This window comes from Acinetobacter sp. Q85-2 (genome assembly GCF_013420555.1).
Taxonomy (GTDB): Bacteria; Pseudomonadota; Gammaproteobacteria; order Pseudomonadales; family Moraxellaceae; genus Acinetobacter; species Acinetobacter indicus.
Map to the genome: position 1 here is coordinate 132,561 of NZ_VOXW01000001.1, position 18,951 is coordinate 151,511.

At 47.4% G+C, this 18,951-nt stretch carries 17 protein-coding genes; 7 read left to right on the forward strand and 10 right to left on the reverse strand.

Going from position 1 to position 18,951, the window contains the following annotated elements; translation table 11 throughout:
* Positions 1–2: 2 nt before the first annotated feature.
* From FTT68_RS00655 to sdsA, 4 genes are all read right to left on the reverse strand, one after another.
* Positions 3–1,268, reverse strand: coding sequence for an efflux RND transporter periplasmic adaptor subunit (locus FTT68_RS00655; RefSeq protein ID WP_005176086.1), 1,266 nt, complete (start codon positions 1,266–1,268; stop codon positions 3–5).
* A gap of 29 nt (positions 1,269–1,297) precedes the next feature.
* Positions 1,298–1,912 carry a phosphatase PAP2 family protein gene (locus FTT68_RS00660; RefSeq protein WP_005176089.1) on the reverse strand — a complete coding sequence of 205 codons (615 nt, stop codon included), beginning with the start codon at positions 1,910–1,912 and terminating at the stop codon, positions 1,298–1,300.
* A gap of 152 nt (positions 1,913–2,064) precedes the next feature.
* Positions 2,065–4,116: a site-specific recombinase gene (locus FTT68_RS00665; protein ID WP_160241549.1), complete on the reverse strand. Its 2,052-nt coding sequence runs from the start codon at positions 4,114–4,116 to the stop codon at positions 2,065–2,067.
* Positions 4,117–4,134: 18 nt separating this feature from the next.
* Positions 4,135–5,112 carry an All-trans-nonaprenyl-diphosphate synthase gene (gene sdsA, locus FTT68_RS00670; RefSeq protein WP_104472144.1) on the reverse strand — a complete coding sequence of 326 codons (978 nt, stop codon included), beginning with the start codon at positions 5,110–5,112 and terminating at the stop codon, positions 4,135–4,137.
* Positions 5,113–5,557: 445 nt separating this feature from the next.
* Here sdsA and rplU point away from each other — a divergent pair, with 445 nt between their 5' ends.
* The 7 genes from rplU (at position 5,558) to FTT68_RS00705 (ending at position 12,127) form a co-directional block, all read left to right on the forward strand.
* The gene (gene rplU / locus FTT68_RS00675; protein WP_005176105.1) at positions 5,558–5,869 is read left to right on the forward strand and encodes a 50S ribosomal protein L21; all 312 of its coding nucleotides are present in this window, start codon (positions 5,558–5,560) and stop codon (positions 5,867–5,869) included.
* Positions 5,870–5,888: 19 nt separating this feature from the next.
* Complete coding sequence (gene rpmA, locus FTT68_RS00680; protein ID WP_005176106.1) at positions 5,889–6,140, forward strand: 50S ribosomal protein L27; 252 nt, start codon at positions 5,889–5,891, stop codon at positions 6,138–6,140.
* A gap of 218 nt (positions 6,141–6,358) precedes the next feature.
* Positions 6,359–7,051, forward strand: coding sequence for an outer membrane lipoprotein chaperone LolA (gene lolA, locus FTT68_RS00685; protein ID WP_005176107.1), 693 nt, complete (start codon positions 6,359–6,361; stop codon positions 7,049–7,051).
* A 582-nt stretch (positions 7,052–7,633) separates the two neighbouring features.
* Positions 7,634–8,494, forward strand: a complete 861-nt coding sequence (locus FTT68_RS00690) for an RsiV family protein (protein WP_180175115.1) — start codon at positions 7,634–7,636, stop codon at positions 8,492–8,494.
* Positions 8,495–8,613: 119 nt separating this feature from the next.
* Positions 8,614–9,885, forward strand: a complete 1,272-nt coding sequence (gene serS / locus FTT68_RS00695) for a serine--tRNA ligase (RefSeq protein ID WP_016659896.1) — start codon at positions 8,614–8,616, stop codon at positions 9,883–9,885.
* 81 nt (positions 9,886–9,966) lie between these two features.
* The gene (gene cysG, locus FTT68_RS00700) at positions 9,967–11,349 is read left to right on the forward strand and encodes a siroheme synthase CysG (RefSeq protein ID WP_180006805.1); all 1,383 of its coding nucleotides are present in this window, start codon (positions 9,967–9,969) and stop codon (positions 11,347–11,349) included.
* A gap of 298 nt (positions 11,350–11,647) precedes the next feature.
* Positions 11,648–12,127: a tRNA (cytidine(34)-2'-O)-methyltransferase gene (locus FTT68_RS00705; protein WP_005176117.1), complete on the forward strand. Its 480-nt coding sequence runs from the start codon at positions 11,648–11,650 to the stop codon at positions 12,125–12,127.
* Between the two features lie 156 nt (positions 12,128–12,283).
* On the opposite strand, the gene FTT68_RS00710 is transcribed toward FTT68_RS00705, so the two are convergent.
* From FTT68_RS00710 to rpoD, 6 genes are all read right to left on the reverse strand, one after another.
* Positions 12,284–13,681, reverse strand: coding sequence for an APC family permease (locus FTT68_RS00710; RefSeq protein WP_005176119.1), 1,398 nt, complete (start codon positions 13,679–13,681; stop codon positions 12,284–12,286).
* 270 nt (positions 13,682–13,951) lie between these two features.
* Positions 13,952–15,136 carry an iron-containing alcohol dehydrogenase gene (locus tag FTT68_RS00715; protein ID WP_005176121.1) on the reverse strand — a complete coding sequence of 395 codons (1,185 nt, stop codon included), beginning with the start codon at positions 15,134–15,136 and terminating at the stop codon, positions 13,952–13,954.
* A 1-nt stretch (position 15,137) separates the two neighbouring features.
* The gene (locus tag FTT68_RS00720; RefSeq protein WP_160241544.1) at positions 15,138–15,671 is read right to left on the reverse strand and encodes a hypothetical protein; all 534 of its coding nucleotides are present in this window, start codon (positions 15,669–15,671) and stop codon (positions 15,138–15,140) included.
* An 81-nt stretch (positions 15,672–15,752) separates the two neighbouring features.
* Positions 15,753–16,412 carry a lipoyl(octanoyl) transferase LipB gene (gene lipB, locus FTT68_RS00725; RefSeq protein ID WP_180006804.1) on the reverse strand — a complete coding sequence of 220 codons (660 nt, stop codon included), beginning with the start codon at positions 16,410–16,412 and terminating at the stop codon, positions 15,753–15,755.
* Positions 16,413–16,552: 140 nt separating this feature from the next.
* Entirely contained in the window at positions 16,553–16,840 is a 288-nt protein-coding gene (locus tag FTT68_RS00730) for a YbeD family protein (RefSeq protein WP_005176130.1), read from the reverse strand.
* 99 nt (positions 16,841–16,939) lie between these two features.
* Positions 16,940–18,832 (reverse strand): RNA polymerase sigma factor RpoD, encoded by a 1,893-nt coding sequence (rpoD, locus tag FTT68_RS00735; RefSeq protein WP_180006803.1) that lies wholly within the window; start codon positions 18,830–18,832, stop codon positions 16,940–16,942.
* Between the last annotated feature and the right edge of the window lie 119 nt (positions 18,833–18,951).

Sequence of the window (18,951 nt, forward strand, 5' to 3'; positions counted from 1 at the left end):
CCTTATGTATTTGAAGTAGCTTTTTGTTCAGCTTGAGCATCCGCCTGATCTGCTGGTTGTTTTGCTTTATCTGATGCAGCAGGTTGCTGGGCACCTTGTGGCGCGGCAGCTTGCGGTTGATATGGTTTGGCTACCACTTTCTGTTCCGGCTTGACTTTGGCAATACCTTCTACAATAACTTTATCGCCAGTTTGCAGACCTTCAGTCACAATCCAGTCTTTACCCTGAATACCGGCTGTGGTCACTGGACGTGGTTCAACCACACCTTTGGCATTGACCAGCATCGCCATGGCCTGACCGGTTGGGGTACGGGTAATGGCAGCTTGTGGAATCAGCACGGCATTTGGAATTACCCCTTGCACAATCTGTGCAGTGGCAAACATGCCTGGCAATAACAGATGGTTTGGATTCGGGAATACTGCACGTAAAGTCACGGTACCCGTATCCGGATTAACGCTGGCATCGGAGAATGCCAGACGGCCTTCAACCGGATAATAGCTACCATCTTCCAGTTTCAGCTTGACTGTGGTGTTGTTACTGCTGTTTAAATCACCTTTACTCAGCTGCTGGCGTAAACGTAGCAGTTCAGCACTCGACTGGTTGATATCCACATAAATCGGGTCCAGACGCTGAATGGTCACTAACGGTTCCTGCTGGCTGGCAGTCACTAATGCACCTGCCGTCACGGTAGAACGGTTGGTCTGACCTGAAATTGGTGCACGTACGGTTGAGTAACCCAGGTTAATTTCTGCATTGCGCAGTTCGGCACGGGTGGCCGCGACATCTGCTTCTGCCAGTTTCACCTGCGCCACAATGTCATCATATTCCTGTTTGGAAATGGCATTGCTGCCCACCAATTGACGATAACGGCCTTCTTTGACACGTAAAACGTTCAGATTGGCCTGCTGACGTGCCAATGCTGCACGGGCACTATCTACCGATGCACGGTTGGTCCGTGAATCAATTTCATATAAGGCCTGACCTTCACGTACATAGCTACCTTCGGTAAACAGACGTTTCTGCACCACACCGCTGGTTTGCGGGCGAACTTCAGAAATTTCAAAGGCAGTGGTACGGCCGGAAAGTTCAACAGACTGCTCGACACTTTGTGGCTGTACAACAATGACCCCAACTTCTGTTGGAGGCATTTGCTGCTGGGCTGCAGCTTGCTGCGCATCATTTGGATCTTTGCTACAACCCACAAGCGCGATGCTTGTGGCCAATGCGCAAGCAGTGAGGGCAGGGGCCCAAAGCTTTGCAGACATCATTCTTCCACCTCAATTAGATTTTTATCTATCTAAAAATTATTCATTGGTTTGCGCTGGCTGTACTTGATCAAGATCAGATAGAGCAGCGTGATCCAGATAAAACTTATGCTCCAGCCTGACAGGACATCTGAGGGAAAATGTACGCCAAGATACACTCTTGAAATTCCCATCAGCAACATCCACATAACAGCACATATTACAATGGCTTTATGTGCGGGATGTTGCATTGACACATAAATTGCAAGACAGCCCAGCGTTGCGGCATAAAAACTGTGTGCGCTGGGAAATGAGGCACCATAGCTATTGACCAGATGATACATTTCTGGCGGGCGCTCTCTTGCAATCAGATACTTGAGTATCCAGGCAGTGGCAAAACTCCCCATCAGTCCAATGCTGACCAGCACGATATTTGCATATTCCTTCTGCCTGGCCAGATACAGACACCAAAGACTGGATAAAAATAATACAAATGGCATGCCACCAACGACAGATAATCCCGTCATTAGTGAATTCAACATCTCGTTACGGTGCTGGCTGAACCAGTCTACAATTGCCGAATCAAGGGCAGTGAGCGCTGGAACATAAAGCATTAACACGCTGAAAAAACACAACAAACCACCGAGATAAAGCAAAAAATTAGGCATGCCGAAATCCTGGTTAGTTTAGCTGATCCGAGCGCAGTCCGGTAATGGATTAAAGTGTACTCGCCAGTACACTTCATTTCAAGCCTGTATAAATTATGCTAATTTCTTTTTCAATTCTTTTTAACACATGACAAAATAAATTAACAAACTCCTTAATGATGACCCTTGGCCGGGCCAGATTGTTCTTCAACTTCAACAGGTTGCTTCGGTGGCCAGAAAAAGTCACTGGGCCGGGTCAGGAAATGGGTCATGACCAGTTTGGCCAATGGCTTCCACTGTTCAAAACGTACCCGACGTGCGCGCAGGGCCACAATAATGGTGAGGGTAAAGCTGACAAATAAGTTGGTCAGGCCAATTAACAGCACACCCAGGAAAGACACAATAATCAGGCCAATTTCCGGACTACCGTTGACGTTCATCAAACCCTGAATAAAGTTGGCCGAGGCAAAGGCAATATGCCGGATATCTAAAGGCAGACCCAGAATATAACCAATTGTGCCCATACTGCCGAGCATAACCCCGAACAGGAAATTACCGGCCAGTGCGCCCAAGTTCCGTTCAATATAGGCGGCAAAACGGTCCAGCCGTTCCTGACTCATCCATTTTTTCAGTTTGGCATGCGCCTGTAGCCGTGGTCCGACTTTGCGATACACCGCCATATTATCGAAGTAACCAGCAATCAGGCCCGATAAAAACAGACACACACCGGCAATGGCTGCGTGTGGAATTGCCAGAGAGGTAAACGGATTCAGGTCATGCAGCATTTTGCTGGCTTTGGCATGGTTCATTAAAGGCTCATGCAACGCCGCATCCCACATAAAGGCAATTAGGGCGGCCACCGGAATGGCAATCGAGATATTGCCCAGAATGGCAATAAACTGGGTCCGGATAATATTGATAATCAGCGCGGCCAGCTCGGCAATTTGCGCCATTTTCGAGCCTTTGCGATGCTGTACGGTCGAAGCCAGTGCGGCAGCGGTCATCGCCGGCTGTTTGGTGGCCACAGTAAAGTGCAGCACATGAATCAGCATAAAGCCCAGCGAGTAGTTCATGCTGTTAATAAAGGCCTGCATCAGCGGCGCCAAGGTTAAACGTGCCGCCAGCACCTTAAGGGTGGCCATGGTGGCAATAATGACCCCGGCCCCGGCAGCCGATTTATACATTTCCAGAAAGCCGGCCTTGTCGGTACTTACATAATGTTCACCGGTTTTACTGGCATTTTCAGTCACCTGCAAGGCCATCAATTCACTGTTGGTAGCCAGCAGGGAGCGGACACTGCGTTCGCTATACAGCGCGGTGGTAATATCGACCAGTAGCTCGCCCATGGCGCTATAACGCACATCATCTTCTTCAACAATCAGGTTCAGCAGCAGTTCAATCCGGTCCAGACACTGTTCCAGTAAGGACAGCAAATAGGTCAGGCTGACACTGACCCCAATCCGTTTGGTGGCCCGGCGAATTTTATGGCTGACGTTACGGCACTGGTCAATCATCACCAGCGCCTGTGAGGCATCCGGTGGAATTACCGCTTCAAATTTGTCGGCACTTTGATGCAGGTTTTTATATTGCACAATGAAATCGTTGATTTCACGGTTCTGCACTAAAAATGGTGATTCGTATTCGGTCAGTTCCGGATGGGCATTAATAAATTCCGGATATAAACCAATTCCGCTGACCCGATAGGACAGCACGGTAATGGCTTTAATGATTTCCTGACGAATCAGTTTTTTATCATCCTGATTACGATGGCCCTGATTCAGCAGGCGAAACAGCTGCTGCCACTGCTGATCTTCAATATCATCCAGCCAGTATTTATCACTGCGCTGATGGAAAATGCGGCGCAGCAAGTCCTGCAGCTGGCTCTGATCATTAATCAGCGGTAAAAAATGCGCCCCTAGGCGCTGAAACAGCTGGCTCCAGAAACCATCTAAAGACAGGATGCCGGTATCGGCATACAGGCTGGTCTGTTTGTACTGGCTGATTAAGCAGAGCACAAAACTTTGTAAGGTATTGGCGGCATTGGGCGTAATCAGCAGGGCATGTAAAAAGGCCTGAAACTTTTCTTGTATTTCTTCGCTATTTTCGGTGTTGGCTGGTCGAATACGGTTGACCAGCTCAATGAGCAGTTGCTCGTCAAGATCAGCGGGCGTGGTTTCCAGCTGATCCTGCATGTTCAGGAATAGGTCATAAAATTTTATATGCATAGGCAAGGATGAAGCTATTTATTGAATTCGGTGCAGGGCCAGCTTGGCCAGATTGACCAAGGCCTGACGATAGATTGTATCTGGCAAGGCATTTAAGGCCGCAATTGCGGCTTCGGTTTCTTCCGTGGCACGTTGCTGGCAATAATCCAATGCACCTGACGTCTGTACAATCTCGATAACCTGCGCCAATTCGGAGGTTCCACCCGTAGCAATACTGCGGCGGATAATTTCATGTTGCGCACCTGTGGTATTTTTCAGGGCGGCAATTAAAGGCAAGGTCGGTTTACCTTCCATCAGGTCATCGCCGATATTTTTACCCAGGGTTTCGGCATCTGAGGTGTAATCCAGAATATCGTCAATGATCTGGAAGGCATTACCAAAATGGCCGGCAAAGACACGTAACGGTTCACGGTATTCCGGCTTGCCGGTTAAAATGGCGGCACCTTCGGTGGCCAGTTCAAACAGGCGCGAGGTTTTGCCGTGAATAATATCTAAATACGTCTGTTCGGTGGTGTCCGGTTGATGCTGTGATTGCAACTGTAGTACTTCACCTTCGGCAATTTCACAGGTACCGGTCGAGAAATCTTTTAGCAAGGTCATGTTGTTTAAATCGACCAGCAGGTCAAAGGCACGTGAAATCAGGAAGTCACCGACCAATACGGCGGTCTGGTTATTCCAGGTGGCATTGGCGGTTGGACGACCACGACGCAAGCCGGATTCATCGACCACATCATCATGCACCAGGGTTGCGGTATGCAGCATTTCAATAATCGCCGCCAGTCTGCGCGCCTGTTCCAGATCTTCTGCGCCGCAGGCTTTGGCCGCCAGTAAGCACATAATCGGACGCATACGTTTGCCGCCGGCTTCCACCACATGCTTGCTGACCGCCATAACCAGTGCGACTTTTGAGGTAATGCCTTCATTAATAAACTGATCCATCGCGGCAAAATCGGAAGCAACAGGCGCGAGAATATCTTGCTTAAAGTCGATGGTCATGTGAAGGAGAACCTCAATTGTGTCAAGTAACAACGATATAGTGTAACAATGAAAAACGTCTGGACAGGAAATCTGCAATCTGCGGTGCGGCCATTGTGGTTGTCGTTATGAAGTACGAAGCAATGGTCTGCTTTCCTGTTCGTGCTGGCGCTGATGGCCTCCCGGTGACAGGCAGCGGTGATAGCATCAGCATGCTGGCGTTTTCGATTCTAACAAGCAATTTGATTAGATCAATGAAAAATGTAGGGTTTTGACCATTTTTGTTGCTTTTCGTTGCATGTTTATAAAATAAACAGCCGGCTGATGCAATATTTTGGCTAAATCTCTTGTTGTTTGCAGCGTTATCCCTTAAAATCTCTGCCCTTGTATAACCCCAGTGGCGTTCGTTTTAAGATCGGTATATCCCTTTACCGGCACGACGACACGGGCATGTTTGGAGTACATTATGTACGCAGTAATCCAAAGCGGTGGTAAACAGCACCGTGTAGTTGAGGGTGAAACCCTTAAAGTTGAATTATTGAAAGCTGAAACTGGCGCAACTATTACGTTTGATGACGTATTAATGCTTGTAAACGGTGATAGCATTCAAATCGGTGCTCCAGTTGTAGCTGGCGCTAAAGTAACTGCAGAAGTGGTTGGCCATGGCCGTCACGACAAAATCCGCATCATCAAAATGCGTCGTCGTAAGCACTACCGTAAGCAACAAGGTCACCGTCAATGGTTCACCGAGTTGAAAATTACTGGTATTTCAGGCTAATCACTAGGAGTAATGAGACATGGCATCTAAAAAAGCCGGTGGTTCTACTAAGAACGGTCGTGATTCGAATCCTAAGATGTTAGGTGTTAAAGTTTACGGTGGTCAAACTGTAACTGCAGGTAACATCATCGTTCGTCAACGTGGTACAGAATTCCACGCTGGTGCAAATGTAGGTATGGGCCGTGACCATACTTTATTTGCTACTGCTGACGGCGTAGTAAAATTCGAAGTGAAAGGTCAATTTGGCCGTCGCTACGTATCTGTTGAATAAGATTCAATAGAACAAAAACCCACAGTTTTCTGTGGGTTTTTTTATGCATGTCGCATCGGGAAAGAGAGCAACCCTGATCTTCATGATGATGGATAAAAAAGAACATTTGATATTAATAAACATACAAAACTTCTTATTTTCTCTAAATTTAGGCACTTTATTTGGTTTAAGATGAGTCCATGAATACATTGCGATATGCAACAATAAAAGGTGAATCTATGAAAATGCTTCGTCAAACCATGTGTGCTATGGCATTGGGTGCTGCAACGCTGGCACCAGTGATGAGTACGACTGTGTATGCTGCGCCTGTGGCAGCATCGGAGCAGCAAGCCACTGCCAATCTGGTCAAACAATTGAGTCATATTAAAAGTATGACCGCTAACTTTGAGCAGACCACCAAAACCAGCGGCAAAGCGCCTAAAAACAAGGGCCTGACTGCCCAGCATATGAATCAGGAATTTAAAGGCGTAATGAAAGTGGCGCGCCCGGGTAAATTCTATTGGGAAACCACCAGTCCGGCCAAACAGACCATTGTGACCTCAGGGAAAACAGTCTGGATTTATGACCCGGACTTGCAGCAGGCCGTGCGTCAAAACCTGGATGAGCAGGTTGCCAATACACCAGCACTGTTATTGTCGGGCAATACCAACCAGATTATGCAGTCATACCGGGTGACCCAGCCGAACAAAGGCAAAACCTATTACACCCTGTATCCAAAAAGTGATGAAGGGGCTTTCCAGAGTCTGACCATCAGTTTCGGTGCCAACAAAGCACCAAGCCTGATGATTCTGGAAGATTCTTTAGGTCAAACCACCTATGTACGTTTTAACAATGTGAAGGTGAACCCGAACATTGCCAACTCGACCTTTAACTTCACCCCGCCAAAAGGCACAGATATTATTGATCAATAAGGGATGATGATCATTTCTTAAAAAAGATTTTATCTGTGAAAGCAAAAACATAGAGGAGCCATTTTAATGGCTCCTTTATTTTTAGGTGAATAATCGTCCAATGGTAGGATTGAACGGAAAGTCAATTGAGCGAGTTGAGCCATGCGGACATGCATGAAATGGCAATAAAAATTGCCCTCCCTGAAAATGGTTAAAAATTAACCAAAAATAAGGGTTAACCAGAATCACGGCTGATCTGTCTGCTTTTGCTCTGTGAAAGAATCCACAATTTCTGTGGATAAATCTTGGGATAATTTATTTTTCCCGTTGAATGGGCCGCAGATGCACGATTAGGGTGCAGTCAGGATTTGATTTTATTTTAAAATTATCATTATGAATTTTAATGGAATATTATAAATTTTGGTATGTACCGCTGCGGATGGTTTTTGGTTGATTTTTCATTTTTTATCGCAGGTTACAGAACTGCTCTAGGATCGAACAGCAGGAGTTTTATATAGTGGTAAATAGCTAAATTGAGCGTATACAACGCCTTTGCGGGGTGAAAACTGCTGAAAATTGCAGCATGAACATAGGGGAAATGCAATGCAACATCTGAAATCAAATCTGCTCACCACGACCATCGCACTGACCACGGCATTAATGTTAAGCGCCTGTCAGCCGAAGCAGGATGCCGCACCTCAGGTGGAGGCCGAGCAAAGTCAGACTCAGGCAGCTGCCATTCCCATGATTCAGGCCAAAGTGGTGCCGGTGGAATTGAAACAGCAGCAGCGCTGTGATGAAGAGGGCTGTACCGAATACGATATTCAGACGGTCAATACCAATGTGCCGTGGATCAATGCGTATTTTATGCAGCGGATTAAAAAGGCTGACCCGATTGCATTTAGTGAAGATGCCGCTTCTACTGCGTCAGCATCGTCAGCATCGTCAGCATCGTCAGCATCGTCAGCATCGTCAGCATCGTCAGCATCGTCAGCATCAGAGGCCAATAGCACAGAGGAGCCTAACCGTCTTAGCCTGAGTTCTACCTATGTACGTTATATTGGCCAGCATGGCCGTCTGGCTACCTTTAGCATGCAAAGCTATAGTTATCCGGCCGGGGCGGCGCATGGTATGCATCATCAGGAATTTGTGACCTTTGATTTAAACAGCAAGAAACGTCTGGCCTTGCAGGATATTCTGCTGCCGAATAGTGAAGCCAAACTGGTACAAGAACTGTTTAACCATAATTACAACTGGCTGAATGAGCACGACATCCAGCGTGACAAACTGCGACTGAGTGACAATTTTTATTATGGCGCCAATGGGCTGGTGTTTGTCTATCCATTGTATGAGCTGGCTTCCTATGCAGAAGGCATGCCGGAACTGGAGCTGCCGTATTATGCGGTGGACAAACTGATTAAAGCTGAATATCTGCCAAGTTTGCCGAAGTATCCGGCCCAGTAAATTGTGAAAAAACTGCGCCAGATTGCTGTAATAAGCCCCAGCCGTGAAGCGGATTACTGTATTTTTTAACCCGAAGCGCTTACACTATAGCCAGTTTTTTTCTTTACAAAAGATTGGCTATGATCGACCCGAAATTACTCAGAAATAATATTGAGGCTGTAAATTTAGCCTTGGCAAAACGTGGTGTGCAACTCAATGTAGAAGAATGGGCATCATTGGAAGCTCGCCGTAAAGAAATCCAGTCCAAAACGGAAGCTCTACAGGCCGAGCGTAATGCCGGTGCCAAACAGGTCGGTCAGATTAAAAAAGCCGGTGGTGATGCTTCAGAAATCATGGCACGTATGTCAGCCATTGGTGATGAAATTAAAGCAGCCGAAGTGGCTTTAAATGAATTACAGGCGGAAATTGAAACCAAATCACTGACTATTCCTAACCTGCCACATGAATCTGTGCCGGAAGGTAAAGATGAAGCCGATAACGTGGAAATCCTGACCTGGGGTACACCACGCGAATTTGATTTTGAAATCAAAGATCATACCGACTTAGGCGAATGGATGGGTGGTCTAGAATTTGAAACCGCGACCAAGCTGACCGGTTCTCGCTTTAGCGTTTTAAAAGGGCCATTGGCGCGTCTGCAACGTGCTTTAACCCAGTTTATGCTGGATACACATACCCTGAAAAATGGCTATACCGAAGCCTATGTGCCGTACCTGGTCAATGCCGATTCTTTACGTGGTACCGGTCAATTACCAAAATTTGAAGAAGACCTGTTTAAGCTGCAGGGCGAAAAAGAGTTCTATTTAATTCCAACCGCGGAAGTGCCAGTCACCAACTTTGTCCGTGACGAAATTATTGATGCGGACCGTTTACCGCTGAAATATGCTGCGCATACCCCATGTTTCCGCAGTGAAGCCGGTTCTTATGGCCGTGATACGCGTGGCTTAATCCGTCAGCACCAGTTCGATAAAGTAGAAATGGTGCAAATCGTTAAACCTGAAGATTCTATGCAGGCACTGGAAGAGTTGACCGGTCATGCAGAAGGCATTTTGCAGGCGCTGGGCTTGCCGTACCGTAAAATCATCCTGTGTGGTGGTGATATGGGCTTTGGTGCGACCAAAACCTATGACCTGGAAGTGTGGGTGCCAAGTCAAAATACCTATCGTGAAATTTCTTCGTGTTCTAACATGGGGGATTTCCAGGCGCGTCGTATGAAAGCGCGTTATCGTGCTGACCAGAAGAAAACTGAATTTGTCCATACCTTGAATGGTTCAGGTCTGGCGGTTGGACGCACCTTATTGGCCGTGATGGAAAACTATCAGCGCGCGGATGGCTCAATTGAAGTGCCTGAAGTGCTACGTCCGTACATGGGTGGTGCAGAATATATCGACTAAATTCAGGTTGATGTACAGAATGCACCAATTTGTGCACAAAATTTGCTTAAGACAATCAGAACTAAATTACTGAGGTAGTGTGTGGATATTTTTCCAATCTCGTTAAAGTTGCAACAGCAACGCTGTCTGATTGTCGGTGGCGGACATATTGCCTACCGTAAAGCCGGTTTACTGCAAAAAGCAGGCGCTATTATTGATGTGGTGGCGCCGGCCATTGATGCCGCTTTACTGGAACTGGTCCAGCAGAGCCAGGGGCACTATGAGGCTGCTGCCTTCAATACTGAAATTCCGCTGCGCCAGTATCGTTTGGTGATTGCCGCCACCGATGATGCAGCAATCAACCGTCAGGTGTTTGAGGCTTGTGAAGCTGAAAATGTGCTGGTCAATAGTGTGGATGATCCGCCACATTGCCGCTTTATGGTGCCGGCTATTGTCGACCGTTCGCCTTTGCTGATTGCAGTGGCCACGAATGGTGCATCGCCGGTGTTGTCGCGCCAGATTCGCACCCAATTGGAAACCAGTATTCCGCATGGCATGGGCAAACTGGCGAGTTTTTCCGGTCAATGGCGTGCTGCGGTTAAGGCCAAAATCCAGAATCCGGATGAACGCCGGATTTTCTGGGAAAACCTGTATGCCAGTCCGCTTAAAGAGCAGGTCTTTAATGACAATCTGCAAGAAGCCAATCGTTTGATTGAGCAGGCCTTGCAGGAATGGACCACGCCAAAAGGTGAAGTGTATCTGGTCGGTGCCGGTCCGGGTGATCCGGAGCTGTTGACCTTAAAAGCACTACGCTTGATGCAGCAGGCCGATGTGGTGATTTACGACCGTCTGGTGTCCGATCCGATTATGGAGCTGTGCCGCCGTGATGCTGAAAAGATCTATGTTGGGAAAGCGCGCTCCAATCATGCCGTGCCACAAGAGGGCATTAATGCCTTGCTGGTCAAGTATGCGCAGGAAGGTAAACGTGTCTGCCGTTTAAAAGGCGGGGATCCGTTTATTTTTGGCCGTGGCGGTGAAGAAATTGAAGAACTGTTTGCTGCAGGTGTGGCTTTTCAGGTGGTGCCGGGCATTACCGCAGCCTCGGGTTGTTCAGCTTATGCCGGCATTCCTTTAACCCATCGCAACTATGCACAAAGCGTACGTTTCCTGACCGGGCATTTAAAAGAAGGTTCACCGGAACTGCCGTGGAGCGAGCTGGTCTATGAAAACCAGACTCTGGTGCTGTATATGGGACTGGTGGGACTGGAAAAAATCTGCCAGAAACTGATTGCCCATGGCCAGCGTCCGGATATGCCAGTGGCCTTGGTGTCTAAAGGCACCACACCGGAGCAGAAAGTGGTGGTCGGGACTTTGGCGGATATTGCATCTAAAGTTACTGAACATCAAATTCAGGCACCCACTCTGACCATTATTGGTGAAGTGGTGAAGCTGCGCGAACAACTACAATGGCATGAGCGAGGATAAAGCAACACAACGTGTTGCCCGAGCGCAAGACGAAGGCTGCGCCTGAGTAAAGAGGATAAAGCAACACAACGTGTTGCCCGAGCGCAAGACGAAGGCTATGCCTAAGTAAAGAGGATAAAGCAACACAACGTGTTGCCCGAGCGCAAGACGAAGGCTGCGCCTGTCAAGTGGCAGCTATGATGAATCATGGTTGCCGGAGATGCAAAAGGGCAATACTGCGTAGCGCTTTAACCCTGACAGCATCCTTGTCCCATCAAGAAAGTTTAATTGCTTAAATCAACCAGATAGTGAGTAAAAAGTGATCCACGTTGTGTTATATGAGCCTGAAATTCCTGCCAATACCGGTAATATTATCCGGCTTTGTGCCAATACCGGTGCTCAGTTACATCTGGTCAAGCCCCTGGGTTTTGAGCTGGATGATAAAAAGCTGAAACGTGCCGGTCTGGATTACCACGAATGGGCACGGATGCAACTGTGGGATTCAATTGAAGACTGTCTGGCCAATTTGGCCAGCAAAGGCATAGGCGTGGATGCCGTGTATCCATTAACCACCAAGGGTACAGAAACCCCGCATACTTCGGATTTAAACCGTCCTGTGGCCTTGTTGATGGGACCAGAAACCCGCGGTTTGCCTGAGCATGTGCGTTTGATGTTCCCACAAGAGCACTGGATTCGCTTGCCGATGGCAGAAAATTCTCGCAGTTTAAACCTGTCGAATGCCACAGCGGTCATTGTCTATGAAGCTTGGCGTCAGCAGGGTTTCCAGCCTTTAAGCTAGGGCAGATCATTGCGAAGAATAAAAAAACCAAGATCACTGATCTTGGTTTTTTTATCGCTATTTATTTTTTCAGTGAGCAGGATCAAGCCGTCAAAACTTGACCTGAAACGTAGAAACAAAAAAAGGTGCCGAAGCACCTTTTTAAATGACTTAAACTTAGAGTTTATCGTCAAATTCATTGTGTTGTGGCGCAGGGTGTTTAAAGCCTTTGGTTTTATAACCCAGGTATAAAATACCGGCCATTGCCCACCATAAACCATATTTCAATGATGTTTCATCAACCTCAAGCCACAGTGCAAACACCGCGATAAAACCACAAAGCGGCACCACCACAAAGTTCAGAATATCTTTAACGTTGCGGGTACGTCCATCACGCAGCGCATAGCGTGAAATGACTGACAGATTGACGAAACTGAATGCAGTCAGGGCACCAAAGCTGATCAGGGAAATCACGAAATCCAGATCCATAAAGCCTGCAGTTAAGGCCACCGCACCGACAATCAGAATGTTATAAGACGGTGTGAAGTTACGTGGGCTGATATGACCAAAGATTTTCTTGTTAATCACGCCATCACGGCCCATCACGTACATCAAACGGGATACACCGGCATGTGCAGAAATACCCGAAGCCATCACCGTTACAATTGCGAAGGTCAGTACATAGGACTGGAACAGTGAACCACCCACCAGCATCAGAATTTCTGGCTGAGTTTCAGCAATATTCTTGAAGTAGCTGCCCGGTTCATTCGGGAAGTAAATCTGCATGAAGTAGGTGCTGACAATAAAGATGATCCCGGCAATTAACGCAGTCAGGAAAATCGCTTTTGGCAGGGTCTTTTCGGTATCTTTTGTTTCTTCTGCCAGCGAGCTTAAGGAGTCAAAACCGGTGAAGGAGAAGCACAGTAAGGTAGCACCGGTAATCAGCGCACCGACTGAGGTCAGCTCATTCCAGAACGGTTCCAGGCTCCAGAGCTGATAACGCTGTTCGGCACTAATCGGGCCATCGGCATTAAAACCGGCCTGCAGTTTGGTAAATACCATCCAGGTAAAGATCGCGATGACCAGAAGCTGGATAAATACAATCAGACTGTTGAAGTTGGCGACAAAACGCGCACCACGCAGGTTGATGCCGGTCATAAACGCGGTCAGTACAATGACCCAGACCCAATGATTAACATCCGGGAACAGCGCTTCCAGATAAATCACGGCCAGAATAATATTCACCATTGGCGACAGCAGGTAGTCGAGCCAGGATGACCAGCCCACCATAAAGCCAACATTGGGGTGAATGGATTTCTGCGCATAAGTATAGGCAGAACCCGAAGATGGGTAGCGGCGAATCATGTGACCATAGCTTAACGAGGTCAGCAAGATTGCAACCAAGGCAAAAATATACGAGGTGGGTACATGAAAATGACTTTCTTCCGATACTAAACCGAAAGTGTCAAATAAGGTCATTGGTTGAATATATGCTAAACCAATAATAATGATGTGCCAGAGCCCTAGCGTTTTTTGCAGTTTAGCTGCCGATTGAGTCCCAGAGATATTTGTCAACGGCGTTATCCTCTTAATCGTTGATCAAGGATCAGTCATGTTCCTAAGGATCGTTTGAGACGAACGATCCCCCCTATCAATAAAACAAAAGTCCGCCAATCTACTCCAAAATGGTTGCTTTTGTCAGTAACTTTTTCAGAAATTTTTAGCAGAAAATATGCCAATCATCTGAATAAATAAGAACTTTTTCTTGGGTATAGTAAAAGCCTGATGTTTAAAAAAACATCAGGCTTCTAGAAATTTTGGCTATATTCGCCTATTTGCTGGAAATTACCAAGCCTTTTTTAAGATAGATTTCAAATCTTCCAGACTGGCTTCTTTCGGGTTGTAAATGATCGAGCCATCGTTCAGGGCTTTTTCGGCCACTTCATCCAGCTGCGCTTCTGTAACCTTGCCGGTTTCACTCAAGGTGCGTGGCAATTTGGTCATGGCATACAGACGGTCGCGCATGGTCAGCAGGGTAGCAATGGCTTTATCGGCACGCAGATGCGCCGGAGTCTGGGCATAAATATCCGGGCCGGCCAATGGCAGCAGCAGTTCGGCAATTTTGTCGCCATTGACATCTTTGTTGTATTCCAGCACATAGGGTAAGAACAGGTTCATGCACAGTCCATGCGGCAGATGCGCCACTGCACCTAAGGCATGACCGAGGGAATGTACCAGACCCACCATCGAATTGGAGAAGGCAATACCAGCCATGGTCGAGGCCTGTGCCAGTTCCAGACGGCCATAGGCATCGCTTGGATTGTCCAGCACTTTAAACAGGTTATTGCTGATTTTCTTGATTGCGGCGGTGGCATAGGCATCCGAAATCGGATTCGAGGCCATGCAGCTATAAGCTTCAACCGCATGGGTCATGGCATCCATAGCTGTCATTGCCGTTAAATGCGGTGGCAGGGTCTGGGTCATGCGCGGGTCCAGAATCGCGGCATGCGGCATCAGGTAATAAGAGGCGAATGGCATTTTGACATTCTTTTCAGTATCTGACACCACCGCGACCATGGTGACTTCTGAACCGGTGCCTGAAGTGGTCGGAATCACGAAGAAGGGCTTTAATGGTTTTGGCAGATTGTGCGCACCGGAATATTTCAGCAGGTCATCGCCGCCTTCCGTCACCAGAATATTGGTAGCTTTAGAGGTGTCAATCACCGAACCGCCGCCGACAGCAATAATGGCATCACAGTTGTGGTCACGATACAGCTGCGCCGCTTTACGTACCGTGTCCAGACTTGAATCCTGTGGTACATCATCAAAAATATAGCCAATTTCAGCATCGGTCGATTCAAAAGCCGCTTCAACCGGGGCCAGCAGGTTGTTACCACGGACGCCTTTGTCGGTAATGATCAGCGGGCGTTTCGCACCTAAAGTCACCAATTCAAACGGAATGTGTTCCAGTGCGGCATTGCCGGCAATGACTTTGACTGGACAAAAAAATTCGTAATAAGGCTTCGCCATGTTATGCACTCCGTTGGAAATAGGACTGAGCCACTTTCAGGTAAATATGGGCAGCTCCGCTGAGTTTTTCTTTTAAGTTAAGTTCGGATGGGTATTGTTTGACGGCCAGCTCTGCCAGCAGTTTAGGCAAAATCAGGGCTTCCATTTTGTTCAGGCAACGCACCAGACGAATGGCATAAGACAGGTCACCATCGGCAATCATGCGGTCATGGGCAAAGGCCTGTGCCGTACTTTCCTGAAACGAGAACACCAAAAAGGCATGGGTCAGATGCTTGAAGGTAATGACCAGATCGGGTTTGCCATCCAGTTCAGGCAGCAGTTCGAGCTGATGATCTTCAGTCACCCGGGCAATGAACGCAGGTCCATTGGGAAACACTTTCATGGACAGGATAAAATTTGCGGGAAACTTTGCAACTTCCTGTTTTATTTCTTGATCGACCTGGCTTGCCATCACCAGACCTCTGCCAATCACATCCATCATGAGTTTGACATAGGCCTGTTGCAAAGCGGGCTTCACGGTTTTGCTTGAAATCACTCGCTGAGTCCCTTTGTTAACATCTATTATTGGGTTTAGAGTAAATACTCTAATTTATTTCTTATTCAAAAGTAAAGTCATTTAGGCTTGAATGGTTTGAACCTCACTAAAGTAACCACTGTGCTCTAAAGTTTCAATGATATCTCGGCATAAAGTTTCAAACGATGGATAGTCTTGGACTAAATCCTGAATGCGCACCATTTCCAGACCGGCATACCCACAGGGGTTAATGGTTTGAAAACCACTCAAATCACAGTCAATATTCAGCGCTAGTCCATGGTAACTACGGCCTTTGCGGATTTTAAAGCCCAATGAGCCAATTTTACGCTCCGCGACATAGACACCCGGCGCATCTGCTTTGGCATAAGCTTCAATACCATATTTTTTGAGCAGCGCAATCATCAGGTTTTCGGCATACGATACCAGCGTGCGGACATTCCAGCCCAAACGGTTCAGGTCAAACAGGAAATACGCCACCAGCTGGCCCGGACCATGCCAGGTCACCTGTCCACCACGGTCGGTTTGTACCACCGGAATATGGCTGGGAATCAGAATATGTTCTGCCTTGCCGGCCTGACCTTGGGTCAGCACCTCATGATGCTGCAAAATCCAGAGCTCATCGGGGGTATTGGCATCACGCTGTTCAGTCAACTGCTTCATCTCTAAAAAGCGGTCTTGATACGGTGTTAATTGCGAATACTGGCGAATAATGAGGGTCGGTTTTTGAAGCGCATCGGTCACAGGCTGCGTCCTTAAAAATGAAATCTGCTGATGTGAATTATAATGATTCAGAATAGGAATAGGAGTGTGCCTGCTTTAAATTACTGCGGTTGCACGGTACGCCATAAAAAAACACGCATGAAGCGTGTTTTTTTTGAAACTTAAAGCGCGGTTTTAATCAGCGGGCAGGCAGCTAAATCGGCATAGACCGCATGCACCTGTTCCAGCTCCTCGAAACGCAGCTGTGCGGTAATCGAGTGGTATTTACCGGTACGCGACGGGGTCACGGTCATTTTGTCGCCATCAAAGTCCGGGAAGTGTTTCACGAAAATATCGTTCACCGCTTGACGCAGCTCTGCACCGGCCAGACCAATCAGTTTAATCGGGTAATCCATCGGAAAAACCCAAAGATGCTCTTGTAATTCACGAGAGGGAGTGCGGTCAATCATAATTACCTCAAAAGATTGAAAAACGCCTGCAAGGCGCAGGCGTTTTGGCATTGCTACTTAAATGGGGATGGATTGATCCCAATTCAAGCCGCTGCTGACTTAGTCGTTTTCCAGGAATGAACGCAGGTGTTCAGAGCGGGAAGGGTGACGTAATTTACGTAAGGCTTTGGCTTCAATCTGACGGATCCGTTCACGGGTCACATCAAACTGCTTACCGACTTCTTCCAGAGTATGATCGGTTGGCATATCAATACCAAAACGCATTTTCAGGACTTTGGCTTCACGTTCAGTCAGGTTTTCCAGCACTTCACGTGTCGCTTCTTTTAAGCCTTCTGAAGTTGCAGCATCGACCGGAGAGGTGATGTTGCTGTCTTCAATGAAGTCACCCAAATGCGAATCTTCATCATCACCAATTGGCGTTTCCATGGAAATTGGCTCTTTGGCAATTTTCAGGACTTTACGTACCTTCACTTCGTCCATTTCCAGACGTTCACCGAGTTCTTCCGGTGTCGGTTCGCGGCCCATTTCCTGCAGCAACTGACGAGAAACACGGTTAATCTTGTTAATGGTTTCAATCATGTGTACCGGAATACGGATGGTACGTGCCTGATCGGCAATCGAACGTGTGATCGCCTGACGAATCCACCAAGTCGCATAAGTCGAGAACTTGTAACCACGACGGTATTCAAACTTGTCTACCGCTTTCATCAGACCGATGTTACCTTCCTGAATCAGATCCAGGAACTGCAAGCCGCGGTTGGTGTATTTCTTGGCAATCGAGATCACCAGACGCAAGTTGGCTTCGACCATTTCTTTCTTGGCGCGACGTGCTTTGGCTTCACCCACCGCCATACGTTTGGCAATGTCTTTAATGTCTTTAACATTCAGACCCAACTCTTTTTCGATGTCGGCAATTTTTTGCTGGAAGGCCAGTACGTCAGGACGCACTTTTTCCAGGTAGCCTTTCATCTCTGCAGGAGCTTTGGCAATCTGTTCGTCTAACCATGCCGGATTAGATTCCTGACCCGGGAAAGTCGTACGGAACTGGGTACGGTCCATACGGCCACGACGTACCGCATAACGCATTACTTCACGTTCTGCTGCACGAATCTGGTCATGCGTGCCACGAATCATTTCTGAAATAATATCAAACAGGCGCGGCGCAAATTTGAACATCATGAACACGCTGGCCAGAGCCTGTAACGCAGCTTCCGCTTCTTTGCTGTTACGGCCATGCTTTGCAATGACGTCTTTGGCGTTTTTCCAGGCTTCAGTCAGCTCGGCAAAACGTACTTTGGCAATTTCAGGGTCCGGACCAGAATCCGCTTCAGAATCATCATCCGATTCTGACTCTTCTTCTTCATCGTCGTCATCAAGTTTGACATCTTTGGTTTTGGTGCTCTTGCTGCTCGATTCTTCTTCATCGTCGAGCACGGCTTCATCTTCCAGCACTTCCGGAATTTCTTCATCGGTTTCAGGATCTAAGTAACCTGAAAGCAGATCGGCCAGGCGGCGTTCGCCATTTTCATAATCTTTGTATTCTTGTAGAACCACTTCAACGGCATTTGGCCAGTACGCAATTGAATGCAGCACATCACGGATGCCTTCTTCAATACGTTTCGCGATACTAATTTCGCCTTCTCGCGTTAACAGCTCAACGGTCCCCATTTCACGCATATACATACGCACAGGGTCCGTGGTACGGCCAGGCTCATTTTCTACAGAAGCCAGTACTGCCGCTGCTTCTTCTTCAGCGACTTCATCTGCAGCTTCTGTGGTGTCTTCGAACATCGCATCATCAGATTCAGGTGCACGTTCATGCACAGGAATGCCCACGTCCTGAAGCATCTGGATGATGTCTTCAATCTGTTCGCTTTCCGTGATTGAGTCTGGGAGATGATCGTTAACCTCGGCATAAGTTAGGTAACCTTGCTCTTTGCCTCGGCTAATCAGAGCCGCTACTTGCGAAGTAGGGGAAGTCATATCGCTCATCTTTGCTTACTCTTCGTTGAATCTGTGGCAGTGAAAAACCGTGCATGATAGCACAATTTGCTGTAAAAGTTTCTGATTTGATCAATCAAGCATGATTTTATAAAAATGTTTGAAAGCAA

Coding starts and splice junctions, on each gene's coding strand:
- FTT68_RS00655 (WP_005176086.1), bottom strand. CDS start 1,268: ATGATGTCTGCAAAGCTTTGGGCCCCTGCCCTCACTGCTTGCGCATTG.
- FTT68_RS00660 (WP_005176089.1), bottom strand. CDS start 1,912: ATGCCTAATTTTTTGCTTTATCTCGGTGGTTTGTTGTGTTTTTTCAGC.
- FTT68_RS00665 (WP_160241549.1), bottom strand. CDS start 4,116: ATGCATATAAAATTTTATGACCTATTCCTGAACATGCAGGATCAGCTG.
- sdsA (WP_104472144.1), bottom strand. CDS start 5,112: ATGACCATCGACTTTAAGCAAGATATTCTCGCGCCTGTTGCTTCCGAT.
- rplU (WP_005176105.1), top strand. CDS start 5,558: ATGTACGCAGTAATCCAAAGCGGTGGTAAACAGCACCGTGTAGTTGAG.
- rpmA (WP_005176106.1), top strand. CDS start 5,889: ATGGCATCTAAAAAAGCCGGTGGTTCTACTAAGAACGGTCGTGATTCG.
- lolA (WP_005176107.1), top strand. CDS start 6,359: ATGAAAATGCTTCGTCAAACCATGTGTGCTATGGCATTGGGTGCTGCA.
- FTT68_RS00690 (WP_180175115.1), top strand. CDS start 7,634: ATGCAACATCTGAAATCAAATCTGCTCACCACGACCATCGCACTGACC.
- serS (WP_016659896.1), top strand. CDS start 8,614: ATGATCGACCCGAAATTACTCAGAAATAATATTGAGGCTGTAAATTTA.
- FTT68_RS00715 (WP_005176121.1), bottom strand. CDS start 15,136: ATGGCGAAGCCTTATTACGAATTTTTTTGTCCAGTCAAAGTCATTGCC.
- FTT68_RS00730 (WP_005176130.1), bottom strand. CDS start 16,840: ATGATTGACCGCACTCCCTCTCGTGAATTACAAGAGCATCTTTGGGTT.
- rpoD (WP_180006803.1), bottom strand. CDS start 18,832: ATGAGCGATATGACTTCCCCTACTTCGCAAGTAGCGGCTCTGATTAGC.